Annotated in this window: 24 protein-coding genes; 8 read left to right on the top strand and 16 right to left on the bottom strand. The window is 38.6% G+C overall.

Going from position 1 to position 24,366, the window contains the following annotated elements:
* Positions 1 to 103: 103 nt before the first annotated feature.
* Both R3E32_18135 and R3E32_18140 read right to left on the bottom strand, forming a co-directional pair.
* Positions 104 to 1,822 (bottom strand): AAA family ATPase, encoded by a 1,719-nt coding sequence (locus R3E32_18135; protein ID MEZ4886653.1) that lies wholly within the window; start codon positions 1,820 to 1,822, stop codon positions 104 to 106.
* A 79-nt stretch (positions 1,823 to 1,901) separates the two neighbouring features.
* Positions 1,902 to 2,429, bottom strand: a complete 528-nt coding sequence (locus R3E32_18140; protein ID MEZ4886654.1) for a GNAT family N-acetyltransferase — start codon at positions 2,427 to 2,429, stop codon at positions 1,902 to 1,904.
* 99 nt (positions 2,430 to 2,528) lie between these two features.
* Here R3E32_18140 and R3E32_18145 point away from each other — a divergent pair, with 99 nt between their 5' ends.
* Positions 2,529 to 3,251, top strand: a complete 723-nt coding sequence (locus R3E32_18145; GenBank protein ID MEZ4886655.1) for an FAD-binding oxidoreductase — start codon at positions 2,529 to 2,531, stop codon at positions 3,249 to 3,251.
* A 4-nt stretch (positions 3,252 to 3,255) separates the two neighbouring features.
* Here the strand turns inward: R3E32_18145 and R3E32_18150 are convergent, their stop codons facing one another.
* The 5 genes from R3E32_18150 to R3E32_18170 all read right to left on the bottom strand — a co-directional run bounded on the left by R3E32_18150 (position 3,256) and on the right by R3E32_18170 (position 5,841).
* A complete protein-coding gene (locus R3E32_18150; GenBank protein ID MEZ4886656.1) occupies positions 3,256 to 3,747 on the bottom strand; it encodes a YqhA family protein in 492 nt (163 codons plus the stop codon).
* Positions 3,748 to 3,885: 138 nt separating this feature from the next.
* A complete protein-coding gene (locus R3E32_18155) occupies positions 3,886 to 4,308 on the bottom strand; it encodes an Hsp20/alpha crystallin family protein (GenBank protein MEZ4886657.1) in 423 nt (140 codons plus the stop codon).
* 33 nt (positions 4,309 to 4,341) lie between these two features.
* Positions 4,342 to 4,653, bottom strand: a complete 312-nt coding sequence (locus R3E32_18160) for a hypothetical protein (protein ID MEZ4886658.1) — start codon at positions 4,651 to 4,653, stop codon at positions 4,342 to 4,344.
* A gap of 238 nt (positions 4,654 to 4,891) precedes the next feature.
* The gene (locus R3E32_18165; protein MEZ4886659.1) at positions 4,892 to 5,248 is read right to left on the bottom strand and encodes a hypothetical protein; all 357 of its coding nucleotides are present in this window, start codon (positions 5,246 to 5,248) and stop codon (positions 4,892 to 4,894) included.
* A gap of 29 nt (positions 5,249 to 5,277) precedes the next feature.
* Positions 5,278 to 5,841: a sigma-70 family RNA polymerase sigma factor gene (locus tag R3E32_18170; protein ID MEZ4886660.1), complete on the bottom strand. Its 564-nt coding sequence runs from the start codon at positions 5,839 to 5,841 to the stop codon at positions 5,278 to 5,280.
* A 218-nt stretch (positions 5,842 to 6,059) separates the two neighbouring features.
* Between R3E32_18170 and R3E32_18175 the strand changes: the two genes are divergently transcribed.
* The 6 genes from R3E32_18175 to R3E32_18200 all read left to right on the top strand — a co-directional run bounded on the left by R3E32_18175 (position 6,060) and on the right by R3E32_18200 (position 13,357).
* Complete coding sequence (locus R3E32_18175; protein MEZ4886661.1) at positions 6,060 to 6,914, top strand: GNAT family N-acetyltransferase; 855 nt, start codon at positions 6,060 to 6,062, stop codon at positions 6,912 to 6,914.
* A gap of 193 nt (positions 6,915 to 7,107) precedes the next feature.
* Entirely contained in the window at positions 7,108 to 9,555 is a 2,448-nt protein-coding gene (locus R3E32_18180) for a YfhO family protein (GenBank protein MEZ4886662.1), read from the top strand.
* Between the two features lie 72 nt (positions 9,556 to 9,627).
* Positions 9,628 to 10,293: a hypothetical protein gene (locus R3E32_18185; protein ID MEZ4886663.1), complete on the top strand. Its 666-nt coding sequence runs from the start codon at positions 9,628 to 9,630 to the stop codon at positions 10,291 to 10,293.
* 8 nt (positions 10,294 to 10,301) lie between these two features.
* Positions 10,302 to 11,483 (top strand): hypothetical protein, encoded by a 1,182-nt coding sequence (locus R3E32_18190; GenBank protein MEZ4886664.1) that lies wholly within the window; start codon positions 10,302 to 10,304, stop codon positions 11,481 to 11,483.
* Between the two features lie 21 nt (positions 11,484 to 11,504).
* The gene (locus R3E32_18195; GenBank protein MEZ4886665.1) at positions 11,505 to 12,179 is read left to right on the top strand and encodes a hypothetical protein; all 675 of its coding nucleotides are present in this window, start codon (positions 11,505 to 11,507) and stop codon (positions 12,177 to 12,179) included.
* Positions 12,176 to 13,357 carry a hypothetical protein gene (locus tag R3E32_18200; GenBank protein MEZ4886666.1) on the top strand — a complete coding sequence of 394 codons (1,182 nt, stop codon included), beginning with the start codon at positions 12,176 to 12,178 and terminating at the stop codon, positions 13,355 to 13,357. Before R3E32_18195 ends, R3E32_18200 begins: the two co-directional genes overlap by 4 nt.
* A 22-nt stretch (positions 13,358 to 13,379) precedes the next feature.
* Here R3E32_18200 and R3E32_18205 read toward each other — a convergent pair whose 3' ends face one another.
* Positions 13,380 to 14,258, bottom strand: coding sequence for a sulfotransferase domain-containing protein (locus tag R3E32_18205; protein ID MEZ4886667.1), 879 nt, complete (start codon positions 14,256 to 14,258; stop codon positions 13,380 to 13,382).
* Between the two features lie 187 nt (positions 14,259 to 14,445).
* Here R3E32_18205 and R3E32_18210 point away from each other — a divergent pair, with 187 nt between their 5' ends.
* Complete coding sequence (locus tag R3E32_18210; GenBank protein MEZ4886668.1) at positions 14,446 to 15,270, top strand: 3-keto-5-aminohexanoate cleavage protein; 825 nt, start codon at positions 14,446 to 14,448, stop codon at positions 15,268 to 15,270.
* Between the two features lie 42 nt (positions 15,271 to 15,312).
* Here the strand turns inward: R3E32_18210 and R3E32_18215 are convergent, their stop codons facing one another.
* The 8 genes from R3E32_18215 to R3E32_18250 form a co-directional block, all read right to left on the bottom strand.
* Positions 15,313 to 16,278, bottom strand: coding sequence for a sulfite exporter TauE/SafE family protein (locus R3E32_18215; protein MEZ4886669.1), 966 nt, complete (start codon positions 16,276 to 16,278; stop codon positions 15,313 to 15,315).
* A gap of 77 nt (positions 16,279 to 16,355) precedes the next feature.
* A complete protein-coding gene (locus R3E32_18220; protein ID MEZ4886670.1) occupies positions 16,356 to 18,314 on the bottom strand; it encodes a CRTAC1 family protein in 1,959 nt (652 codons plus the stop codon).
* On the bottom strand, positions 18,289 to 18,801 hold the full coding sequence (locus R3E32_18225; protein ID MEZ4886671.1) for a hypothetical protein: 513 nt from the start codon (positions 18,799 to 18,801) through the stop codon (positions 18,289 to 18,291). Before R3E32_18225 ends, R3E32_18220 begins: the two co-directional genes overlap by 26 nt.
* A 12-nt stretch (positions 18,802 to 18,813) precedes the next feature.
* Positions 18,814 to 19,947: a DUF3179 domain-containing (seleno)protein gene (locus tag R3E32_18230; GenBank protein ID MEZ4886672.1), complete on the bottom strand. Its 1,134-nt coding sequence runs from the start codon at positions 19,945 to 19,947 to the stop codon at positions 18,814 to 18,816.
* A gap of 142 nt (positions 19,948 to 20,089) precedes the next feature.
* Entirely contained in the window at positions 20,090 to 21,403 is a 1,314-nt protein-coding gene (locus R3E32_18235; GenBank protein MEZ4886673.1) for an NAD(P)/FAD-dependent oxidoreductase, read from the bottom strand.
* Positions 21,404 to 21,426: 23 nt separating this feature from the next.
* A complete protein-coding gene (locus R3E32_18240) occupies positions 21,427 to 22,581 on the bottom strand; it encodes an acyl-CoA dehydrogenase family protein (GenBank protein ID MEZ4886674.1) in 1,155 nt (384 codons plus the stop codon).
* A gap of 6 nt (positions 22,582 to 22,587) precedes the next feature.
* The gene (locus R3E32_18245) at positions 22,588 to 24,093 is read right to left on the bottom strand and encodes an AMP-binding protein (protein ID MEZ4886675.1); all 1,506 of its coding nucleotides are present in this window, start codon (positions 24,091 to 24,093) and stop codon (positions 22,588 to 22,590) included.
* A gap of 10 nt (positions 24,094 to 24,103) precedes the next feature.
* Positions 24,104 to 24,361, bottom strand: coding sequence for a phosphopantetheine-binding protein (locus R3E32_18250; GenBank protein MEZ4886676.1), 258 nt, complete (start codon positions 24,359 to 24,361; stop codon positions 24,104 to 24,106).
* Positions 24,362 to 24,366: the final 5 nt, after the last annotated feature.

A 24,366-nucleotide genomic window follows, 5' to 3' on the forward strand; every position in this document is an offset into this window, starting at 1 on the left:
AACACAGATGCTATCAGATTTTTTATTTATTTTGGGGTAGCAAGATAAAAAATAATAACGATGAAAAATTTTATTAATCAAGTATCTATACAAAATTTCAAATCTACCTAACCCGCTCCACATTCAATTCGTCCTTCACCACTACCACCGTCCAAGCTTGCAAATTGCTCATTTTATTCAATTTAGCAGATTCTGCCACATACTCCAACAATTGTTTTTTCGCCTCTTTCTGCTTTGCCTTCAATTGTTTGGCATCTTCTTTCTTGAGGTACTTCAATTCAAAAATGTACTGGTGTTGAATGGGAATATTTGGACTTTCTAAGAAAGACAAATCTAAATAACCCGCAGGTGTTTCTCGCTCACTTTCGATGAAAAAAGTATTGGTCAGCATCATGTAAGTAATCATGATGATTTTGACATATTTCTCGTCAAATTTTTGGTAGTCTCGATTTGCCAATTGATGTAAAGTGGAGTGAATCAAGTCAAAAAACGCTTGTGGATTACCTTTGAATGCCATTGAAGCGATGGCAGAGGTAATCAAACCTGTATTGACATCCACCATTTTGTTTTCTTGGAGAACCTCTCGAAAATAGTCAAAATACAGTTTTTGAATCACATAGTTGGGCACTCTAAAATAGATGATGTTCCCCAAAGCATAATCAATCGTCAAAAAACCATTGTAGAACAACAAACTCATGAAGTCGTGTTGGGTGAAGATTTTGGCAAAAGAAAACTGTTGGGTAATTAGGCCTTCTAATTCTCCTTCTTCAATGATTTTGTCGAGTGTTTGGTGGTTTTCTTTTGGAGTAGCGACATTCATCAAACGTCTGACTTTGTGGTAGTCACTTGCAATATTGGTGTCCAACATTTCTTCTGGCAGTTCACCATAGGCTTGGTAATAAGCAATGAAATAAAGCACCATATTGGGATTGAAGAGTCTATTTTTGGCCCTGTGATTCAGTTTATACCCATTGTACCAATCCTTCATCAAGGGCAGCAATTCTTCTACGTCTTCTTTCTTGTTTGGAATTGCCAATTCAAATAGCTCTTTTACAGTATCTTCTGTAAAACCCATCAGTTCGGTCATGTTCAAATCCAGAGAAAGGTTGGTGGCAATGTTGAAGCCGCTCGTCATGCTGTCTAAAGTGATGGGAGTAATGCCTGTACTGAAAAAGCGGTCAACTGTTCCAAAATAAGTTCCTTCCTTAATCGCCTCATAAAACTTGCGAACAAAACCTTTTTTACTAACAATATCTTTGAAGTTCTCCAAATCAAAAGCAATCAACTCATTGGCAAAATGGTCGTATTCATCAACTAAAATATAAACTTTGTGGTCGGGTGCTTTTTCTTTGATTAAGATTAGTAAGGAAGACATCAAATGGGCAGGATAGGTCTTTTCGGTAATTTCTTTTTGTTCTTCAGTTGTAAAAAATTGAGGGTAGGCAGTACAAAAACGACTGATTCCTTCTCTTACCTTTCTCAAAAAGCCTTCAAGCGTACTCTCTGCGCTACTCGTGTCTATTTGTGTAAATTCAAATCTCAACACCAAATACTTACTTGCCATTGGAGTCGGATGTTTGCCAATGTAGTAATTACCAAAGAGTTCTTGAAAAGTATCTTTGTGTTCTAAGCCATAATAATGGTGCAACATGGAAATAAAGAGGCTTTTACCAAATCGGCGAGGGCGCAAAAAGAAGAAATACTTTTTCGCCATGTTTTCCAACTGTTCGATGTAAGGCGTTTTGTCGACATAGTAGTAGCCTTGTTTTACCAAATCTTTGAAATTGCTAATGCTGTAAGATAACTTGATTCCTTGATTCATATCGTTGTTTTGTTTGGAAAGATACACTTTTTTGAGTGAAAAAAATAGCTTTAAAAGCAGATATTGAAGGCTTCAAAACTCATCGAATTTCCTTCCGCATCCGATACAACATCGGCTCAAAATCATTCTTCGCATACAATTTCTTAGCCGCTTCATTGAAGTAATAGACATTCAACTCCAATTCTGAAAAACCCGCATCCTTTGCTTCTTCTTCAATTTTTTGCAGTAATAAAGTACCAATTCCTTGCTGTCGAGCGTTTTCGTGAACGCCCATGTTGTCTATCATCACATATCGGCGGGGAATCAATATCGGGTATTCGGGAATTTGTTTTACAAGGGCAATCAAGTAACCCAACACCTCATTTTCTTCGACTGCAACCAAAAAAATGCACTCTTCATCTGCCAGAAAATCACTGAAACGATTGAACATAAACAACTCGTAATCCACATCAGTTGGTTCTTTGAATCTGGAAGGAACGGCAAGACGGTGGTGAATGTCGGCTTGTAGGTTGATGCCGTAGAAACCTTTGAAGTCTTTGGCAAGTGCGTGTCGGATGGTCATTGAAGTATCAAAATTGAAGGTGAAAATACTATTTGTCCTATTCAACAAATTTGCAAGCCTAAAAAGTTCGATTCAGAACCAATTAGGACCAAAGATGTTTTAAGTTTGTGCAAAATGCCCCCTTTTAACAAAATAGTGAAGTAGATGCTAGGAAAATGGTACGATGGAGAGTTTGTTCAAATATCGAAAGTAAACGATACGGTCAAGCGGTTTTGGGTGCAGATTCCATCACTCAAAACGATTGATTTTCAAGCAGGACAGTTTATGACCTTTGATTTACCGATTCACGAAAAACGGCACAAACGCTGGAGAAGTTATTCGATTGCTTCACCACCAAATAACGACAATGTGTTGGAGTTTGTGATTGTGAATTTGGACGGAGGTGAAGGAACGCAGTACCTATTTGAAGAAGTTGAAATTGGTACGCCATTAAAATTGAGAGGGCCTTTGGGCATTTTCAATTTTCCAGAGGCACATTTAAAAAAAGAAATTTGTTTTGTATGCACAGGTACAGGCATTGCTCCTTTTCGCTCTTTTCTTTTAGATTTGAAGAACAAAGGTGAATCTTTCCATAAAATACATCTCATATTTGGCACTCGACATGAAGACGGTATTCTGTATCGTCAAGAAATGGAAGCACTTGCCAAAAAATGGAAAAACTTTCATTACTACATCACTTTGTCAAGAGCAGAAGATTGGGAAGGCTCGAAAGGATATGTCCACTCTATATACGAGGAAGTTTTTGCAGACAACCGAGATGCCCATTTTTACTTATGCGGTTGGAACGAAATGTTGGATGAAGCAAAGGATAGATTGACTGCAATGGGTTATGAAAGAAACCAAATCACGTATGAGTCTTATGGTTAAGTATTTATGCTTTAGGTTTAGATTTTTCTTCTTTAACCTTGTAAATCCTGAAAAAAGTAAGCGCAGTGATTACCAAACCTGTTGCAACGCCATAACCCAATAAATCACGCTCTCCGTTCCAACTCACCAACTGTCCCAAAAATAATACAGCCATGACAACGATTACGACATCAATCAACTTGTGTTTGAGATCATCCAAGTTATTGATTTCTAACCACTGAGGCAGTTTTACATTTGGGTCTATAAACAATTCGTATAGCCCCGCCGAAATGATGTAAATCACCGTTGCCAACAAATATTCGTCAATCACTTCAATAAATGACAAAATCACTCCTTTGTCACCTTTTCCGTCAATCACTCCGTGTTGCACCAATTCCGATACATACTTCAATACTTTCCAGCTACCATGTAGCAGCAGTGATGTAGCGGAAATGAGCGAACCAATAACAGCAAAAAGAATCAAGTAACGACTGTTGGAAACTAAGTTTTTGAACATAATAGGGAGTTTTGGAGTGCAAAATACGGCTATGCACCCAAATTTAAAACTACTCTCGTTCAAAAATAAAAACAGCCCTGCAATTGCAGAGCTGTTTTTAATGGAGAATCATCCAAAATCAATGGTTATTTGACCATATCAATTGACATCAATATTCTGGTGGCTTTTTTCAGCACCTGCTAATTTGGGCAAAGTCACCTTCAATACACCCTCTTCGTATTTCGCAACAATAGATTCTGTATCAATCTTATCGTTCAATTCGAAATAGCGTTCAAAACTTCCTGGCTTGAACTCCAATTGACGGGAGTGTCTTTTTTCAGATTCGTCAGTATCAGGTTTTTCAACTGCAATACGCATGGTATTTGCTTCAAGGGTAATTTTGAAATCACTCTTGACATACCCCGCAGCAAAGAGCTGAATCTCATAATAATCGTCCAACTCCTCTACATTGACAGGTGGGTAAGACCATGCCGACATAAATTTGTTTTTCCAATGTCCTCTACCGTGGTGTCTGCGATGACGGGTTCTCCAATGTGGATGATTAGCTGTTTTACAACACATAATAAATTTATTTTTAGAATGAAATAATAATTGTTACTGTATTTTAATCACTTTGTAGTGAGAAGAGTAGGTTCGATTCTTTTTCGAAAAATCCGAAAAGGACTCGTCTTTCCATGCTGCAATTTGTGGGCTTCTTTGGTAAGCACTATCAAAACGATCTTCAAAATCTGGGCGATACGAACCTTCCCAGGTAAGGTATCGAAAGAAGTTTTTGATTTTTCGTCCCAAAAAGAACGCAAAACTCAATACGGCTGCTGCAATCGCTGCCATAACTACAAATCGAGCAATGAAAAAGAAAAGAAAAACGCCCAATGAAAGGGCAAAGAAAAACTTAAATGGTTTCATGTCTTGTGTTTTTTTAAAAGATTAAATCACAGATTCGGTAGATAACGCAAATGGCGCTGATAAATACCATTTGAATAATTGAAGTAACCCAATCTTTGAAGAGATAATTTTTATGGGCAATTTGAAGCGATTTGCCTGTTTTATTGCCTTATATCTTTGAAGACGATTGAAACCAAAAATTACTTTAAAAAAATAGAATTATTTTGAAGAAAAAATTTTTAGCATTGATAATCAAACATTAATGTTCATTCCTTTTGCCACAACGCTCTCGCCATTTGCTTTTAAACTCAGCTCGTTCCTCCTCACTCATACGCATCCATTTTCCCCGCCAAGCTTTGCGAGATTTTTGCCAACGATGAGAACCTCCTCCTGCACCGAATCGAAAACCACCAAAAAGTATTCGAGCAAGCACAAACAAGCCAATCGCTTGCCAAAAAGTAATGGTTTTGAAGTCGGTCACCTTGACCAATACTTCATTCCACAAAAACACAATGACATTGCCCAGAATGAAAAAAAACAAGGCGAGCATCGCTAAAAAAAATAGGCCTTTAATCGGGCGAGGTATGCGTCTATCGGATGTGTTGTTACTGAACATGACTGTATTTGATTAATTGCTTACGTTTTTTAATAGGACAAAAATTCTTCATAAAGTGTTTGCAGTCGTTCCCGCAAATGTTGAACAGCGTAACGCTTTCTCGAAATCAAGGTTTTGATATTCACACCCGTTCTATCAGAAATTTCCTGAAATGTTTGGTCTTCCAATTCGTTCCAAACAAATACATTGCGTTGATTTTCGGGCAATTCCTCCAATGCTTCAAACAAGGCTTCCCAAAAGACTTGTCGAAGTGTTTCGGTTTCAGGCGTATTGTTGTCGGCAAGTAAGATGTCCTTCAAAAAAACATCTCCTTCTTCATCTTCGTAGGTATAATCGTCCAACAATTCGTCTTTTCGCTTTCGGTAATTGTCGGTAATTCTATTGCGTGCCACTCGAAACAGCCAACCACTGACCTGCTCAATCGGCTCCGTATCTACAACTCTACTGAATTGATACCAAACCTCTTGTAAAATATCTTCGGCATCAGCAGTCGTTGGCACTCTGCTCCGAATAAACCGAAACAAACGATTGCTGTATTCTTTGACAATTCCTGTTGTATGTTGTTTTTGCTGTTCTGCCATTAGCGTTAGCATAAATCCTCTTTCTTTAAGAAGACGATTGAACGCACTTTTTACTTTAAATTATTCATTTTTTTCTAAAACTTTTTTCACAATACTGCCGAATTTTGTAGAATCAGAAATGACTCAACCAAAAATTTATGTTTTGGTCTTGAAAAGATACAAAAAACTTCAATTATCGTATTTTTAATGCAAATCAAACACTTCAATAATTTTTTTCTAAAGCACTTTATATGAAAAACAAACACTACACCATCCGCACCATGACTCGCTCAGAAATCGATATTGCAGTCGAATGGGCTGCAAAAGAAGGTTGGAATCCAGGCTTGCAGGATGCAGACAGTTTCTATGCAGCTGACCCAAATGGTTTTTTGATTGGCTTATTGAATGGCGAGCCAATTGCCTGTATTTCGGCGGTTCGGTATGGAGACTCTTTTGGTTTTATTGGTTTCTACATTGTTCATCCCGACTATCGAGGCAAGGGTTACGGCCTACAAATTTGGGATGCGGCATTGGACTATCTTAAAGGGAGAAATGTGGGTTTGGATGGAGTTTTGGAGCAGCAAGAAAACTACAAAAAATCGGGCTTTGAGCTTGCTTACCGCAATATACGTTTTGAAGGAAAATCAAGTGGAAAATTTCCTCAACATGAGGGTTTGGTAAAACTCAATTCCTTGCCTTTTGAAGAAATTGAAGCCTATGACCGTACTTTTTTTCCCGACAACCGAAGTGCTTTCCTTCAATCTTGGATAAGGGAAAGTAATGATAAAGAAGGCTTTGCAGTAGTGAAAGAGGGACAACTGCAAGGCTATGGAATGATTCGCAAATGTGGTTTGGGTTATAAAATCGGGCCTCTTTTTGCGGACAATGCAAACTTGGCAGAAGTGCTTTTGTTGGCTCTTACTGCCAATCTTTCACCTGAAGAAGTGTTTTATTTTGATACGCCTGAGGTGAATCAAGCCGCAGTTGATTTGGCAGAAAAATATGGCATGAAACGAGTGTTTGAAACTGCCAGAATGTACAATCAATCGAATCCTGCTATTGATTTGCAGCGTTTGTTTGGAGTGACAACGTTTGAGTTGGGATAGGTGAAAGTGTCAAATGCTGAACTTGTCGTGCATTTTAATCAGGATACAATATAGGCTTCAAATACATGTTTGATTCGGTTGATACGGTCTTATTTTGTAAATTGTGTCTTATTTCTTTTGCCGTACAAATATTGTAGAAAAATAAATACAATTATTTTTAGAAGCTTCCTCACTCAAACCATACAGAAATAACGTGCGAGCTAAAAAATCAACAAAAAACAACCTTCGTCAAAGAGGTATAAAAAAACCTACTGGGGTAAGTGTAGAAAAGTTTTTGAAACCTTCTAGCAATAGATGGAAACTTTTACTGGGTTTATTAACAGGTTTAATAATCATCACCTTTGGGTCTTATTTAAGCCTTCAATATGTTTACATCTTTTTGGATATAGGCAATGATACCAACCTTATTTTCTATCCCAATTATCTTTACACAGCTGAATATCTTCGAACAGAAGGCATCTCTATGTGGTCTTTTAGCAAGGGACTGGGGCAGGGTGATTATGGCTCGGGATTGCTTAACAATCCTTTTAACTGGATATTATACATTTTAGGCGGTGACAAACTGGCTTATGGAATTGTCTATGCAGAAGCCTTAAAGATTTTGTCCATTGGCATATTGTTCTTTTTATACCTACGCACAGTAGGTTTTACCCGTCTTACTTGTTTGATAGGTAGTTTGCTGATGGCTTTTTCTGGCTATGCTATTTTGGGTAGTACTTGGTATGGTCATTCTAAATTTGTGTTTGAGGGAGTTTTTGTGTTGTTGGCTTTCGAGTTATTGTTCAAACAAAACAAATGGTGGCTTTTCCCCATTTCCATCATGTTTTTTTTAGGCTCAAAGCTTTACTTTATCGGTATATTTTTACTGCTATACAGCTTGTTTCGATTCATGGACACCAAAGGGTGGAAACCACAAGAATTGCTACAACTGTACCTAAAAATGGGCATTTTAGGACTTCTTGGCTTGACTTTTACCGCCCCTTTTTTAGGCTCTACGGTGTATAAATTTTTGTATAGTCCAAGAGTTGCAGGAGATGTATCTTATGTTGATTCTCTATCAAGTACGCCCATTTTTTATTTGGAAACCCCTTTGCACTACTTGACCGCACTGACCCGCTTTTTCTCCAATGATTTGTTGGGAACTGGCTCAAACTATGCAGGTTGGAAAAATTATTTAGAAGCCCCTGAGTTTTATTGTGGCTTGCTTACCCTCTTACTCATTCCCCAGCTTTTCACGTTTCTGAATCGCAGGCGAAAGATTCTATATGCTTGTTTTTTGGGTTTTTGGATTTGGTTGATTGTCTTTCCTTATTTTCGATATGCTTTTTATCTGTTTGTAGGTGATTATTATAAAAATGCCCTTTCCTTGTTCATTCCTTGTTCCTTTTTGTTTGTGGGTTTATCGGGTTTAAATTTGATTCATCGAAGCGGCAAAGTGAATGTGAAAGTGCTGTTCGCCACCTTGTTTGTTTTGCTATTGTTGCTACATTTTCCTTATACTGCTGCTGAAGGTATTATAGATAAAAAGCTGCAATGGATGATAACCTTGATATTGATGGTGCATACAGGCATTTTATATGTTTGGCAAGTCAAAAAATCTTATAGATACCAATTGCAGTGGGTTTTATTGTTGACAGTTTGTTTTGAAGTGGCATATTTATCCCATTTTACGGTGAATGACCGAACAGCTATTTCTTCAAAACAATTGCAATCTCGAACAGGCTACAACGATTATACAAAAGATGCGGTCAAGTATTTAAAATCTGTGGACAAGAGCTTTTATCGAATTGACAAAACATACAGTTGTTTTACCAGACGAGAACAAGAAAACGTCATCACCATTGGAAGTCCAAATGATGCAGTGGCCTTGAATTACTATGGTACTCCGTCTTATGACTCTCACAATCATCGGTACTATGTGCGTTTTTTGCAGGAAACAGAGGTCATTGAAAAAGGAGATGAAATAGCGAGTCGTTGGATTGTAGGTCTGATAGCGCATCCTTTTTTGGAGTCGTTGGCAAGTGTAAAATACGTATTGACCAAGCCTGCTTCCGATAATTTGGTGGATCGAGGCGTCTTCAAAAAGATACATCAGATTGAAGATGTTCAGATATATCAAAACAAATTCAACTTACCGATGGGCATTACCTACCAGCAATTTGTACCTGTTTCCGAATATAAAAAATTACTCAATTCCACACAAAAAGCACTGGCTTTGCTGCAAGCAGTTGTAGTAGAAGATGAGGATGTGGAAAAATTCAAGGCTTTGGAGAGAAGAAGCCTTGAGGATATTAACCAAACTTATCAAATCAATGAGTTAAATAGTGCATTGATTGCTAATGCCCTACAAATCAACTACCATGACAATAATCGTATTGAAGGAACAATTGGTCTGCCTAAACCCAAAATGATGTTTTTTTCTATTCCTTATGATGTGGGTTGGTCTGCAAAGGTAAATGGAAAACCTGCTGACTTAGAATTGGTTAACCTCGGTTTTATGGGTTTGATGTTGCCCGCAGGCAATCATACCATTCAATTGAGTTATTTGCCTCCTTATTTCTATCAAGGCTGGATGGTATTTTTCCTTGGATTGGGTTTGTACATTTATTTGATGTGGAGGGTATATTGGCAGCGTAAATAAACATATTTTTGACATTATTTTTTGTAAAATAGTCACCTTCTACGTTTATCAAAAATAAACTAAATTTTTATAATGCCAACCGAACACTTCAATATTCTGGGTACATCAGAAGCCACCTTAAGCTATATCTTCGAATCTATTGCTGCCTGTAGCTATAAAAATGCAACTGTAACCATCATCAAAAATATAGACTATACACCTAAACTTCCTTTTGCCATAGAGGGTTTGGCTCATGAGATTGTAGCTGATAAAGACATAGATTTTTCTAACATAAAAAATTGTCTAATAGGAGTTCATAGATGTGTTGTAAAGAAACAGGTATTTGATTACTTCAAAAAAAATCATGGAGTGACTTCCAACAAATATACAAATATCATCAGCCCAAATTCCGTCATATACTCCACAAGCACACTTGGAGTAGGAATAAATATTAGCGATCACGTAGTATTGTCTGCCTATTCACATATAGAAAATTTTGTTACCATTAGCAAAGGCACAATCATTGGACACCATACCCATGTTGGAGATTTCTGCACTATGAACCAAGGAGTGCAAATTGCAGGCAATTGCCGAATAGGAGAAGGAACTTTATTTGGGATGGGAGCGCACATTGTAGATGGCATCACGATTGGGAAAAATAGCGTCATTGGCGCATGTTCTCTTGTCACCAAAGATATTCCTGAAGGAGTAGTGGCTTATGGAATACCTGCAAAAATTATTCGACCTGCCATTTCATAAAAAGCATTATGAAAAAGATACCATTATCAAAAAAATCTACAATAAAGGTCTATAATCCTTCTATAGAGTTCTTTTTAGCCAGAATTGAAGCCAAAGCGTACTTCTCATACGCCAAACAATTACACGGTTTCTGGGATGTTCTTTTAGCCGTTATGATTGCGTATCCAGATTTGAGGAAAATCCGAAAGGATGATGCTTATTTTCAGAAATTTAGCACGGCAATGTCTGAGGTATTGATCACCTTGTCTTCTATCCAAATGGCTCATGGTATGTACTTTGACGTATTGAAACTGTTGAGCAAAATGGATGAGATGCCCGATAATTTTTTTTACGGTGTTTCTGATTTAGATTTTTACCCACAAGACTCTCCTCCTCATTCTATTGATTCTTATATTCCCAACTTCAATACTTTCAAACTGCTTTCTATCAACAACCCGTTGAGATGTAGAATGATGCGCTGTGGTGACCGACAACTGATCATTCAGCATTTTTTACCCGAAAGCTACATTCCCTTCAATGGCATTATTTGGAGGAGATACGGCTACAATGGTTTGCTCGAACCTTTTTTTGAAAAAGTAAAGGACAACCACCATATCACCATTGTAGGCCCTCACTACTACCATAACTTTGGCGAATTATTAGATATTGAGCGATTCCACCACATTGCGATTGACCAATTTAGAGCTTCTGAAAAAAGAGAAGAATTGTTGCAAACCATTGTGCAGCACCAAAAAACGTTGCAAAATGAGGATGCTATTTATTTTTTTGTTGCCAGTTCGCTAAGTCTATGGCTCATCAGTCGTTTACACAACAAGCTACCTAACAGTTACCTGATAGATGTTGGGCAAGCACTTGATTCAGCTATTCCGCCTGAAAAAATGAAAATAAGCAGCGAATTTCAATTGCGGGGCTACAAAAAAGAAGCAGGCTTCAAAACCTATAAAACTGCCAATCCCAACTATTTTGTAGAAAAAGAGCAAGGGGATAGAATTGTGGTGACAGACGAGAAAGAAGTTGTATTTTTGGACAAAAAGCGAAGTTTGCTATCTTGCTATTTTGTTTCACTTCAAACCAAATTTCTCTACTTTGTCTATCACAAAGCAAAGGTTTTTAGATATGCAGACAATCCATTTATCAAAAACGCCATTCGATTGGTGCGGTATATGAATTACCTATTGAAGTCAAAGTGAAAATACTTTAATTATCTCGAAATGAAACAATTAAACAAACTCACCATTCTCGGTCTTTCGGAATTGACACTAAGCATGATCTTTGAAATCATCCACCATTCCTACGCCCATCCTATAGACATTCAGATTATACGAAACTTGCCTTATACTCCAAATTTTCCCTTTACCACCGCAAACGCCAATTATTCAATCGTATTAGATGAAGATGTTGATTATACAAAAGTGCAACATTGTTCATTGGGTGTATTTGGAACGAACACAAAAAAGTTGATTTTTGAGCATTTTCAAAAAAATTATGGGATTGATAAAACAAGGTATCTGAACCTTATTTACCCCGATGCAGTTTTGGCTTCTACCATTACGATGGGAACGGGTATTCACATCAATCCAAATGTCGTGATTGCTCCACAAACCCACATTGGCGATTTTGTGAGCATCAATAGAAGTGTCAGCATTGGACACCACACCCATATAGGCGATTTTTGTACCTTCAATCCTGCCTCCAATGTAGCAGGAAAATGTCGTATAGGAGAAGGGGTCACCTTGGGCATTGGCTGCAATGTGATAGATGGAATCAGTATTGGAGAAAACACTGTGGTAGGAGCAGGTTCCCTCGTCACCAAAAATTTGCCCGCCAATGTAGTCGCTTATGGCGTGCCTGCAAAAGTAGTTCGTACCCTAAAAGATGGATTATGAATACAATTCCCTTATCAAAAGGTTCTACCATTAAAATCTACAATCCAGGCATTGATTTTTTTTTAGACAAAATTGAAGCAGGAGAAGACTTTTCTTTTTCAAAACAACTGCATGGTTTTTGGGACGATATTTTGGCTGCAATGATTGTCGAACCCAATTTGCGGAAAATCCGATACACAGATGATTATTTGCAACAACTGAGTGAGGCGATGGTTGGGGTCAAACACGACCGTTCTTCCCTACGCTACACTCCATCTTTGTATTTTGATATATTGAAGCTAATGCTTCGACTCGACCAAATGCCAGATAATTTCTACTTTGGCGTATCAGATGTGGATTTTTATACAACAGATATCCCTCCCTATTCAATCAATTCGTATATCCCTACCTACAATAACTTCAAACTGCTTTCTACCAACAGCCCGTTGAAATGTAGAATGATGCGCTGTGGAGACCGCCAATTGATGATAGAACATTTTTTGCCAAAACACTACATCCCCTTCAATGGAATCCTTTGGCGACGCTATAGCTACAATGGTTTGTTGGAAGGCTTCTTTGAAAAAGTAAAACACAGTCATACTATTGTAATTGTAGGGCCCGATTACTTCAAAGATTTCGGCACACTGCTGAAAATAAATCGTTTTCACTACATTCCCGTTCATGGAGTGGCCGCTTCCGAAAAGAAGGAAGAACTTTTACAGACCATATTGCAGCACTCTCAAACATTAAACAATGAGCCGACTATCTATTTTTTTGTTGCAGGCGTATTGAGTATTTGGTTGATACATCAATTACACCATCAATTATCAAAAAGTTATTTGATAGACGCGGGTCAAGCATTGGATGCAGTCATTCCTTCGAAACAAATGAAAACAACTACCGAGTTTCAACTGCTGGGCTACAAAAAAGGTGAAAATTTTAAAACCTATAAAACTGCCAATCCCAATTATTTTGTGGAAAAAGAGCAAGGGAATAGAATAGTGGTGACAGACGAGAAAGAAGTTGTATTTTTGGACAAAAAGCGAAGTTTGCTATCTTGCTATTTTGTTTCACTTCAAACCAAATTTCTCTACTTTGTCTATCACAAAGCAAAGGTTTTTAGATATGCAGACAATCCATTTATCAAAAACGCCATTCGATTGGTGCGGTATATGAATTACCTATTGAAGTCAAAATAAGTCTTCCAAAATACTTGCTGACCTATTTTTTCCAATGAGATAAATCTTTCTTCAATAAATTTTCCAAGTTATTGATATCTTCTTCAAAAACAGGCTTTAGTTTTTCTCTCATATCTTGTGACATTGGAGGGTAGGTGTAAGACTTGGTTATCTTTTTCATTACCCAATCGTTGAAGCCCCATTTTTTCAACAACACTATCAACCAATTTAGATGCAATGAAACAACTAAAAAACTAAGTCCTCGAATCCAATTTTCGACATTTGGCAAACGAGCCATTTTTGAAGCATTTTTCTTTTCATATACATCTTCGGGTAAAAAATCTCTATCCACACCTAAGAAAGTGTAGAGTTCTTTCAAGATTTTTTCTGGACAGTTTTTAATGTCTTCAAAAAAGATTAAGTAAATATCCTCCATTGAAAAATGCTCTAAATAAGTTTGGAGTTGTTGGTAGTACAAACCTTGTTTTACATAGGCATCTTTTTGATTGACAACCAAATCCAAGTTCCTTTTTTCATACTGCAAACGATGTTTGCGAAAATTATAGTTAGAGTAAAACCTATCTATGGGGTTTCGCAAACAAACAATTATTTTGACATTTGGGAAATGAGTCTTCATTCTTTGAGCAGCTTCCTTATCTGCCAAATAAGAAGTCGAAAATTCACCCTTGATTTGATTGGATAAGCAGTGAGTGAAATGTTTTTCATACCACTTTAGTCCTTTTTGATAATTGTCATTATTTTGATTGCGAATAAATGGGCGTTTCGCATTGAAAAAATGCACCTCTTTGGGTTCAGAAAGGCAAATTTGTGGATGGGCATAGAGCATTTTTGCTACCCATGTAGTACCTGCTTTTGCAGCACCTATACCTATAAAATCAATGTTAAATCCTTTTTTTTTCATTGTTTTAAAAAAATCGCCAATGATAGGTCTATTTTTACCGCTATTAAGTAGTAAATTAAAATGACAATTAAAATCAAAAAACATACTGATAAACAGTTGTTTGGAAAATTTTAATTGTTAAGATAAATATGGCTGACTACTTAAGTCAAACAAATTTTGCTATATTGAAAACTCCATATCCTATTCCATGCAAAAACTTATTATCAATTTTACTCCAACAGGGATGATTCCCACCAAATCACTAACATCTCATGTTCCGATTTCTCCGAGTGAAATCATTGAACAAGTCCATGAAGTCTATGAAATAGGCATTACTCTCGTTCATCTTCATGCAAGAAGTGAAGACGGCAAACCTACCTATAAAATTAACATTTACCGAGAGATTGTAGAAGGAATCAGGAAATACTGCCCCGACTTGGTACTCGGTGTTTCGCTTAGTGGTCGAAGCAATCCCGAATTTGAAAAACGCTCACAAGTATTGGAATTGCAGCCCGATATGGGTTCTTTGACGCTCAGTTCTCTCAACTTCTCCACGCAGGCAAGCATGAATTCTCCAGAAATGATTCAAAAATTGGCTTTGAAGATGAATGAGTTGGGCGTTCATCCAGAATTGGAGTGTTTTGACAGCGGTATGATTCATTATAGCAAATACTTGATACGAAAAGGTATTTTACGGCCTCCTTTTTACTTCAATTTGTTGGTCGGCAATATCTTCAATGCTCAGTTGGATTTAGCCACTATTGGATTGATGGTAAGGGATTTGCCTTCAAATAGTCATTGGTCTTTGGCAGGTTTGGGCAATCATCAACTTGCTGCAAATAGCATTGCCATTGCAGCAGGAGGCGGTGTGCGAGTAGGTTTGGAAGACAATATTTGGTTGGATCAAAAACGAACAATTTTGGCAACCAATTTAGAATTGATTCAACGCATTCATAGTTTGGCAGCCATTGCAGAACGCCCTATAATGGGGGCAAAAGAATTTGGAGAATTGGGTTTTTACAACTCGAAGTAATAGCATGAAAACAACAATTATTTGACAAACAGCCTTTTGTGATTAAAACTTTGCTTTCTTCATTCTAAAAGGCGACACAATATACAAAGCAAAAAACAAAAACAATGCGCCTACAATGGTGCCAACTGACAATAGATACAGTGAAAGTGAAAAATCAAGCACTACATAGACTGCAATGAACTGTAAAACAATCACAAACTTCAAAAAAGAAGCAATCAACTCATTGGAAACCCTTGTGACAAAGTACGCTCCAAAAGGTGCTCCAAATACGACAATTGGAACAGCACTCATCCACATTCCAATCACCTCCTCTGGCAAGTTGCCCAACATCAAAAAACACGCAAAGCTAATCACACTTTGTATGGCCATCAGCACAATACTCATGGAAGTAGCCGTTCGGATATCCATCCGATAATACAACACCAACACGATGTAGCAAATAATATCTATGCCATTTCCTATCCAATTGGAAACAACTCCTCCAACAAATCCGATTGCAGGAAGAATCAGGTAATCATCCCATTTATCCACACTCGCAACGAGGCGGACATTCTGCAATTTGAAGATAGAAATGATGATGGCAAATGCTAAAAACAGGCTCACAAAAAATACTTTTAACTGCTTTGCATTAAATACCCCTTGCAGTACAAAAATACAGACCAAGGCTCCCAATAATCCACCGATACTAATACGGAAAATACAGTTTATATCTAACTGCACTCTTTTGCTGCAAAAAATGTAAATACTCGCTGCTGTCATTCCCACAGATTGTATCATCAAGCTGAAAAATTTGGCCACAACGGGGTGTACCTTTAGCCATAGGGTCATCGGCACAAAAGCAAAAGCGCCTCCTCCTTCCGATGAGCCTCCCGCTACAAAAGAAGCGAAAGCCATAATGCCAGAAATGCGTAGGTCTATACTCTCAAAATCTACATTGAGAATCCACAACAAAAGAACGAAACCGACAAACAATAGATAGAATTTGTACTTGTTGAATACCTGAACCATACATTTGGATTGTTTATGTTTTGTTTTGTTTGCAAAAACACCTCGCCTTGATAAAATACTCAACACCAATGAATTATTTACAACTCATTGATTGTCATCAAATCATTTAGCACAATTTCGTCTGTAATCGTCTGTTGTTTGCCAGTAGGCCAAATCACTTCAATTTTGCTTATCGAGTTGGCATCTCCCAATCCAAAATACAAAGGATAAACACTTTGGGACAAATAACCCAGTTTTCCGTCATTTACTTTGGTGTATTGTTTATTTTCGGTTTTCACTACCACTTTTGCACCAATGCCATCCTTATTTGAAGCCGTTCCCACCAGTTTGATTTTGATGTATTGAATATCCTTCTTTTGGTCTGACAAATTGCTGGTTAAGACCATGGGCACATCATTGAATTCATTGGTGATGATATCCAAATCTCCATCATTGTCGTAGTCAAAAATGACCGAAGAGCGGCTGCCCAATGCCCCCCAAAGTGTTTTTTGACCATCGTCAGCTTTGCAGTAGTTATGCCCTTTATCCGCACCTTTGCAGTCCAATTCTACCCACGGTTTTGCAAAGCGGTTGTTCCGTCTAGGTTCAACGCCCAATACAAACTCGCTGTCCAAAAACTTTCCTTTGCCATCATTGAGCAATACCGAATTGGGGTGGTATCGGTAGGGGTAATTCATCGAAGAAGCAATAAAGACATCTTCAAAACCATCTGCATTCAAATCTCCAGCACTCAAGCCCCAAGGCCAATAATTTTCTGCATTGATAACATCGGAAATTTCTTCAAACTGCCCATTACCGAGATTGCGGAAAAAGGTATTGCCGAAAATACTTTGCCCTTCGCTTTTCAAAAAACTCTCGGGCTGATTGATGGACACTTTGTCTTTTTCACTCGCTCCAAAAGCATCGTTTTCAAACATATCGGAGTGCATATCCGTGACAAAAATATCTTGTAATCCATCGTTGTCAAAATCAAATACTTCAATGCCCATTGCTCCCCAAGAAGTTTTTGGAAAAACCGATCTACTTTTTTTCACAAATGCTTCTCCCTTCACATTTTCATAGTATTCGTCATTTCCTTGCATACTCAACATGTAGATATCAGGGTAGCCATCATTGTTGCCATCTATGATAGCCGCATCGCCACTCCAAGATTTGTCTATGAAGCCTGTCGTTTCAGATACATCTTCAAAAGTGTTGTTCCCCAAGTTTTTATACAAAACGCTGCTCTCAGCCAATTCAGGCTTTATGTGTCCTGCAAAAGCATCGTCTCTCCCGTCATAGAAAGTATAAGATTTTCCTTCAATCTCAAAAGTATCTATTTTTTCGGTTGTATAAATACCTACATTTGTGACCAATATATCCAATAAGCCATCAATATTGTAATCAAAAAAGAGTACACCTGAAGAATGCGCTTTACAATCTACGCCTGCTTTGGCAGATATATCGGTAAAATGTCCATTGCCATCATTTTCAAACAACAAATTGCCATCTTTGATGACAGAAATATATAGGTCAGGATCTCCGTCATTGTCTATATCTGCAAAAGAAGCAGAAACATAGGTTTGGTTTGGAGTAAGCAGCAAACCCGCTTTTTCAGTGATGTTTTCAAATTCCCCTCCTCCAATATTTCGCCAAAGTTCACCCGCTCCAACTTGCGACGGAAAATAAATATCATACAACCCATCCTTGTCCACATCTGCAATCGCAACTCCATTGCCGTGGTCATAATGAACTGCTTTATAGTTTTTTGCAGCATTGGGAACAACTATATGCTGAAAATCAATACCACTTTCTACTACTTTATCTTCAAAGGAAAAATTGTGGAAAGCAGTATAATTGGCAGCAGCCTTCAATTGATTTTGTTGCCTTTCGGCCATCCATGTTGGCGTTAAGGCTTCTTTTGTCACTATGTTTTGATTGCGGTTGCTACCATCGTTGTCACTTGTTTTTTGAAGTGCCCAATATCCTACTCCCATCAAGAGTATCGGTAGCATCAAAGCCAATAAAATATTAGTTGTAGAAGGTTTCTTGCTCATTGTGTATATCTATTTTTTGTGAAGCAATATTTTGAAGCCAAAGTATAAATTTTGAAGGCTTCTCAACGACCAATTCACCGAAAAGCGAGGTGTGAGAAAATCCACACAATTGATCGCCTTTGATGGTGTAGGACATAGAAGAATATGTCTGAAAATTAAGGACGTGTGTTAAATCGGGAACAGCTATTTGCGCTTGTTCCAGTTCGGGTATCTTGAAAAAATACAGATAGTCTTCGCTTTTGAATACCAACTCAATGGAAGTATATGTAGGAACATGAATTTCATTTTTACTTATTATATCATCCTCTGTATGTAGCGTTTGGTCTAACCCTGCAAAACGGTAATACCAATTGTATTTTTTCCCTGTTACTTCTATGGTCAATTTACCCGATGTACAGTAGGGATTTTCTTCTTGCTGCATCAATTGACAACCATGAAAAAGGTAAAGCAGAATACCCAAAAGTGCTATTTTGCAGAAAATATTCATTTCATACAGGCATTATCTTCTTTCAAAAACGTCCGTACTTGGATGGTACCCATACCAACCATACCATTCTTTGACAATAAAAAAATGTGAAGACAATTGTGTCCCTTGAAGTTTTCCTTCAACACATTCTCCAAAATAGTTCCACCTGCTGTTGGTCTGTTCGTCCCTAATATCGCCTTGATTATCCACCATAAATGAAACCGATTGACCCTCTATTATTGGAACAAAAGCTCCTGCCATTGTCGTGTTGGGTTTGTGAAAAACAACTACTGTGCTTCCGTCAGAAAGCGTGTCTTGCAAGACCTTGCCCTCCGCATCCAAATCCTTCATCGAATAGGCTTTGTAAACACCTTCGCTTCCTACTCCCAATACAATGTCAAACATCGGTAAATCAGTGCCAATAGAATCAGGCAAAGTACCCCTATAAATAGGCGCAATTCTATCATAGCCAAGGTATTCTCTTGCACCATGCCCCTCTCTTTTACTTTGAGAATCATATAGCACCATTGTATTCGGATTTTCTTCGCCCCAATCTTTCCACGCTATCTGATAAGTGTCTATATGAGTCAGTGCCGAATCCTTCAAAGCACCATAAAAAGCTTTCCCTTCAAAAGGCAACCAAAAAGAATCTGTTTCTTGGTCACGCATAAACCACGTTCCTTTGTAAATACCATGCTCTCGAAAGTTCATTTTCTTGCCGCCCACTACTGCTTTGAAGGCACTTCCACTTCCACACATTTCGCAAAGCGTCACCACTACAGCCTGTTCGCCCAAAGTCAAGTTAGCAACATGGTGATTTTTTAGAATCCACCAAGGAAGTGCATACGCTTGGTCCTCCACCTCAATACCGATAACTGTATCCTCATCCTTCATGTGTGATGCCCCCTTCCCACTCTGCCATATCGGCTTTTCCAAAGGTTTGTGAAAATCTACTGTCTGATTGATAGCCGTCATATCCAAATATAGGCTGTCTATTTCGGGATGTTTTACCAAATCTTCTTTTTCAGCATGTTTATGTCCGTGTTCATTTGGACTATGTTCATGGTTATTCACGCAGGCATTCAATAAGAAAACACAAGCCGCTATTTGCAGCCATTGAAGGAGCAGGGAAAATAAGTGAAAAGAAGCTGTATTTGTTTTTTCCATTTGTTTTTGAAGCAAATTAGGTATCCAATTGATTTTTTTTTTAGGCAATTTAAAGTATTAAATTAGCCAATTCTAAAGCGCAATATACTTGTTTCCAAAGCATTGTTTGAATTTGAGTTTTGAAGTTGAATTTGAATTTGCCTTAAACTAAGGCTTGTAGCAGCTCATCAGGAACTTCCATCGTTTGACAAACTTCTTTTTCGGAGAGTCCAATAGAAGCGAGCAGTTCAGGAAAATCTTTTCCTCGACTTGTGAGCATCAGTTGCGCCAAGGTAAGATAGTTTTCATCGTCGCTTTGGTTGAGAATGCTCTCTCGGATTTGTTCGACCAAATGATTGGGAACCATTTCATCAGGAAAAGCCAATAGCTGAAACAGATTGAGGCGTACCTGAAGGTTTCGGCAAAAAGTATCTCGGTAAAATTCGCTGCGATGTGGTTTTTGCAAGGACTTTTCAACCGCCCATGCTGCTACGGTCGCACCATACATGGCAATGGTAATGCCCTCGGAGTTGATGGGGTCAAAAAAAGCGGCTGCATCTCCCACCAAATAACATCTATCAAAAGCCAGTTTTTGAGGCTTGTAGGCATAATCCCGTACCGTTCTGATTTTGCTGACGAGTTCCCCTTCTTCAATCAACTTATTCGTCAAAGGAGTTTGGCGGATATAGGTCAAAAAACGTTCTTCTAAAGTTGCTCCACCCTCTTTAAATTTTTGCAAGTGGGTTCGTGGAATCAAAGCGCCCAAACTTACCTTGTCCTTCAGTACAATCTGCCAGACCCATCCCCATTCTCCTGTGTCGGAAATCATGGTCATTGGAGGGTCGTCAAATCTATTTTCAAAAGCAGTGACTTCTCCTTTGCTATTCAAATAATCGGACTGATTGAAGTAAGCCCAATAGGCTTGAAACTTAAAGTTTTCGTCAAAATCTATCAGATCGTGTTGCTTCCCTGCCACTACATTTCGTCCACTTGCGTCAATCACATACTGGGCTTCAATCGTTCCTTTTTCTTTGGTGTTCGTATGTTGATAGCGAACGATTGCGCTATCTTCGCCATTGTCCACCCCTTTCACTGTTGTTTCTTCGATTACCTTTGTACCCAATTCTTTGCATCTATCCAGCAATATCTGGTCAAACTCTGCCCTTTCTACATGAAGGGCTGGTCGAGTGAAGCCAAAATTGCGAAAAGATACTGTCCGCAAAACACCGTCCCAATGAACAAATCCGCCTGCTTTTTTGATAAAACCTGCTTCTTCAATGGCTTCTGATGCACCAATGGCATCTGTGAATTTCCAGAAATGAGGAATCAAACTCTCTCCTACGGTGTATCTCGGAAACTTTGCTTTTTCCAACAAAACCACATCAATTCCTTTTTGTGCCAACAAAGCCGCAGCCATTGAACCAGCAGGGCCACCGCCTATTACCAATACTTCGCATTTTTTTGGTATGTGAGTCATTGTTATTGTATTTTTGTATGTGTTTAAATCTTCAAACGTTTTGCAATGATATTTTTTTGGATTTCGGAACTGCCTGAGTAGATGGTGCTTGCTGTTGCATCCTTGAAGCTACGAACCATATTCGCATCATTGGAGTGAGCCATTGATTCTTGAATTTGCAACAATTCCATCGTGTCTTTTTTGTACAGTTCTGATGCCTTCAATTTGGCCATAGAAGAATACAGGTCTGCCGATTTTTTGTTTTGCAGCAGCCATGCCGCATGATACACAAGATGACGAGCAGCCTCCAATTCTACTTTTATGCTTGCCAATTGATGCGATACTGCTTGAAAATCTTCTCCGTATGCCGTTCCAATTGCTTTTTTTCGCTTTTTCACCACTTCAATCGTGTCTTCGAGCAGTCGCTGCAAAGTTCCCAAATGTACGGCACTCAATCCAATTCGTTCCCATATCATGGATTTGGTGAACATCACCGCCCCTCCACCTTCTTTGCCGAGCAAATCAGTTTTGGACAAAGATACATTGTCAAAAAACACGCTGCTCATGGTGCAGGAACGCAATCCCATTTTGTCGACTTTGCCACCTAATTCATACTGTTTCAGTGATTTTTGCAGGATGAAAGCACTGATGCCTCCAAACATTCCTTTTGCTCTATCTGTTGCAGCATAGGTCAACAGCATATCTGCAACGGGTGCATTGGAGCAGAAGTTTTTTTCGCCATTCAATACAAAACAGTCGCCTTTTTTTGCTGCCGTTGTTTGCATATTGAAGGCATCCGAGCCACTTTCTGATTCGGTCATTGCATTGGCTATTATCCATGTACCATCACAAAGCGAGGGCAATAAATTTGTTTTTTGTTGCTCATTTCCATACAGCCAAATCGGTACGACACAAGCCAATAGATGTGCGCCAATCGCAAAACTGAAGCCATTGTCTCTACATCCATATCCCAATGCTTCTAAACCCACCATCGTAGAAACTACATCCAAACCTCTACCTCCACAAGATTCGGGAACCGCCAATCCTGGCAACCTCAATGCACCACTTTTTTGCCAAAGCGTTCGGTCAAATTCTTGCAGTTCATCTCTTTGCGCTGCACCTTGGTTGAGGTGTTGCTCTGCAAATGCAATGATTTCGGTCTTTAGCGATTGTTGTGCAGTGGTCAAATCGAGGCTCATGTCATTTTATTTTTGAACTTGCGCTAACAAGGCTTGGTAATTCACTTTTTGAGTTGAAGTAGTGGGTATATTTTCAAGGGCTTCAAATTTGTCGGGTAACATATAAATTGGTAGTACGCTCAGGCTGTATTCCCGCAATTCATTGGAGGAAACTGCCTTTTGTGGTGAGTGATTTTGCTTCAATTTGTAGTAGCAAATAATCACTATTTGATGTTGTTCTGCCTCATGCGCTACTACGGCTACTTGTTCTAAATCAACATTTTGCCCTATACATTTTTCTATTTCGTCCAGTTCTATGCGGTAGCCTCTGCGCTTCACCATTCTATCTCTACGCCCCAAAAACACATAATCTCCTGCTTCGTTGCGCTTCACAATATCACCTGTTTTGTACCATTGAGTGTCGTTTTCATCTTTCTCCAATACTGCTTGACTTTTTGCCATCTGCTGCCAATAGCCAGGGGTAACTGCTCTGCCACTTACCAACAACTCTCCTTCTGCTTCATTGTTCATGATTTTCGTTTGTATGTGGCTACAATCTTTGCCTATCGGAAAGGGTTGTAGCCTGTCGGCTGCTATTGAAGGGATTTCAAACCATGTACATACATTGGTTTCAGTAGGGCCATAAAGATTGAAAAAACGGGCTTGTTCCCACTGAGTTTTTAGTTTTCGCAAAGGCGGAATGGGAAATACTTCTCCTGCAAAAAACACACATCGTAAAGCACTGTGGTCATAGCGTTGAAGTTTGCCATAGTTTACCAAAGCACTCAAAAGTGTTGGGGTGGCATACAGGATAGAACCTTTGTATTTTTCCAACAAAGCTGCCAACAGTCGAGGGTTTTGGGTTTCTTCGGGTTCAAACAACGCCAAAGTTGCCTTGTTCTTCAATGCCACATAGACATCAAAAATGGATAGATCGAAATGGAAAGGGGCGATTGAAGCAAATACATCGTTTTCGGAAAAACCAAAGGTTTCGTCTGCCCAATCCACAAAACTCAGCGCATTGTCGTGTGTAATCATCACTCCTTTGGGTTTGCCTGTAGAGCCTGAGGTGTTGAGAATATACGCTAAATCGTCGGGAATTGGTTGCTGCAATATTGGGTTTTGTGGTCTTTGGAGTAGGTAAAATTCTTCCAATTCTACACAATCGTATTGCTGCAAATGAGGTAGATATGATGGCTCTATTGTCTTGTCGAGCAGCAGCGCGTGAAGTTGATTGTCTTCGATGATGTGTAGGTTTCGCTCAATTGGGGCGTTTTTATCCAATGGAACATAGACGTTTTCAGCCAAAATTACGCCTCCTATGGCGAACAGAGCATTTTTTTTGGAATTTGCCAAAATACCAACTCGCTTTTGGGCTTGTAAGCCAGCAGCGCATAAAGTATTTTTCCAATGCTGCCATGCTTCTTGAAGTTTTCGGTAACTGATGGCTTCTTCTTGACAAACCAATGCAGTTTTGTCAGGACTGGATTGGGCTGCTACATTTTGAAGCATGATGGATAAAGTAGGGTTCATTTTGAAGGGTTTATCCTATTTTGGATTGAACAAACGCAACCATGAGGTCAATGCTGTTCATATTGCTGTGATCTACCTCATGGGGTTCAAACTCTATTCCAAAGGTTTCTTCCAAAAAGTCCACCAATTGCAGCACAGATATAGAATCTATAATGCCTGACGAAATAAGTGGCATGTCATTCTTCAAATCTTCCGCAGCATCCGAAAAATGTTCTTCGAGGATGTACGCTCTGATTTGGTTAATAATGGCTTGTTTGTCTGTACTCATTGTAT

This window comes from Chitinophagales bacterium (assembly GCA_041392475.1).
Taxonomy (GTDB): domain Bacteria; phylum Bacteroidota; class Bacteroidia; order Chitinophagales; family UBA2359; genus JAUHXA01.

Bases quoted from the DNA above. Each gene is read 5' to 3' on its own strand.
- R3E32_18230 (MEZ4886672.1), bottom strand. From the start codon at position 19,947: ATGGAAAAAACAAATACAGCTTCTTTTCACTTATTTTCCCTGCTCCTT.
- R3E32_18240 (MEZ4886674.1), bottom strand. From the start codon at position 22,581: ATGAGCCTCGATTTGACCACTGCACAACAATCGCTAAAGACCGAAATC.
- R3E32_18175 (MEZ4886661.1), top strand. From the start codon at position 6,060: ATGAAAAACAAACACTACACCATCCGCACCATGACTCGCTCAGAAATC.
- R3E32_18205 (MEZ4886667.1), bottom strand. From the start codon at position 14,258: ATGAAAAAAAAAGGATTTAACATTGATTTTATAGGTATAGGTGCTGCA.
- R3E32_18135 (MEZ4886653.1), bottom strand. From the start codon at position 1,822: ATGAATCAAGGAATCAAGTTATCTTACAGCATTAGCAATTTCAAAGAT.
- R3E32_18190 (MEZ4886664.1), top strand. From the start codon at position 10,302: ATGAAAAAGATACCATTATCAAAAAAATCTACAATAAAGGTCTATAAT.
- R3E32_18145 (MEZ4886655.1), top strand. From the start codon at position 2,529: ATGCTAGGAAAATGGTACGATGGAGAGTTTGTTCAAATATCGAAAGTA.
- R3E32_18195 (MEZ4886665.1), top strand. From the start codon at position 11,505: ATGAAACAATTAAACAAACTCACCATTCTCGGTCTTTCGGAATTGACA.
- R3E32_18170 (MEZ4886660.1), bottom strand. From the start codon at position 5,841: ATGCTAACGCTAATGGCAGAACAGCAAAAACAACATACAACAGGAATT.
- R3E32_18210 (MEZ4886668.1), top strand. From the start codon at position 14,446: ATGCAAAAACTTATTATCAATTTTACTCCAACAGGGATGATTCCCACC.
- R3E32_18165 (MEZ4886659.1), bottom strand. From the start codon at position 5,248: ATGTTCAGTAACAACACATCCGATAGACGCATACCTCGCCCGATTAAA.
- R3E32_18155 (MEZ4886657.1), bottom strand. From the start codon at position 4,308: ATGTGTTGTAAAACAGCTAATCATCCACATTGGAGAACCCGTCATCGC.
- R3E32_18200 (MEZ4886666.1), top strand. From the start codon at position 12,176: ATGAATACAATTCCCTTATCAAAAGGTTCTACCATTAAAATCTACAAT.
- R3E32_18160 (MEZ4886658.1), bottom strand. From the start codon at position 4,653: ATGAAACCATTTAAGTTTTTCTTTGCCCTTTCATTGGGCGTTTTTCTT.
- R3E32_18235 (MEZ4886673.1), bottom strand. From the start codon at position 21,403: ATGACTCACATACCAAAAAAATGCGAAGTATTGGTAATAGGCGGTGGC.
- R3E32_18215 (MEZ4886669.1), bottom strand. From the start codon at position 16,278: ATGGTTCAGGTATTCAACAAGTACAAATTCTATCTATTGTTTGTCGGT.
- R3E32_18185 (MEZ4886663.1), top strand. From the start codon at position 9,628: ATGCCAACCGAACACTTCAATATTCTGGGTACATCAGAAGCCACCTTA.
- R3E32_18220 (MEZ4886670.1), bottom strand. From the start codon at position 18,314: ATGAGCAAGAAACCTTCTACAACTAATATTTTATTGGCTTTGATGCTA.
- R3E32_18150 (MEZ4886656.1), bottom strand. From the start codon at position 3,747: ATGTTCAAAAACTTAGTTTCCAACAGTCGTTACTTGATTCTTTTTGCT.
- R3E32_18250 (MEZ4886676.1), bottom strand. From the start codon at position 24,361: ATGAGTACAGACAAACAAGCCATTATTAACCAAATCAGAGCGTACATC.
- R3E32_18225 (MEZ4886671.1), bottom strand. From the start codon at position 18,801: ATGAATATTTTCTGCAAAATAGCACTTTTGGGTATTCTGCTTTACCTT.
- R3E32_18245 (MEZ4886675.1), bottom strand. From the start codon at position 24,093: ATGAACCCTACTTTATCCATCATGCTTCAAAATGTAGCAGCCCAATCC.